The sequence below is a fragment of the Streptomyces niphimycinicus genome (assembly GCF_018883605.1).
GTDB lineage: Bacteria > Actinomycetota > Actinomycetes > Streptomycetales > Streptomycetaceae > Streptomyces > Streptomyces niphimycinicus.
Genome location: NZ_JAHLEM010001359.1, coordinates 1 through 416, shown reverse-complemented (window position 1 = coordinate 416; position 416 = coordinate 1). Strand labels below are relative to the sequence as shown.

Genomic DNA, 416 nt, shown 5'->3' with positions numbered 1-416 from the left:
CGGCGGCCGGGGGAGCGAGCGGTGCACGCGGCGGGGGAGGCGCGAGCGGCACGGGAGGTGCGGGCGGCAGCGGAGCCTGGAGCGCGCTGGACCGTGGACGGCGCGCGCGAGTGCTCGCGCGCCGCCGCCGCACCACCGTGATCCTCTTCCTCGCCTTCACCCTCGGCGCGATCGTCGCCGCCGTCGGCGGCCTCGCCTTCCTGTGGGCCCCGGGCATTCCGGCCATACTCCTCAGCGCCTATATCGCCTACCTCCGCGCCCAGGAGCGCCGCCGCTTCGCGTTCACCATGGACCAGCGCCACGCCGAGCAGGCCGCACAGCGGCTGCGGGAGCGCCGCCCCCGGGCCCATCCGCCCGCCGAGAGCCGGACCGCCGACGACGTCCCCGCGGGCCCTCCCGCGCCCGCCGAGGCCGAG

At 78.8% G+C, this 416-nt stretch carries 1 protein-coding gene; it reads left to right on the top strand.

The genetic code is table 11. The annotated features are described in order from the left end of the window. Positions 1–416 (top strand): SepX/GlpR family protein (locus tag KN815_RS51440; protein WP_507229947.1); only part of this gene is annotated, 416 nt, incomplete at both ends.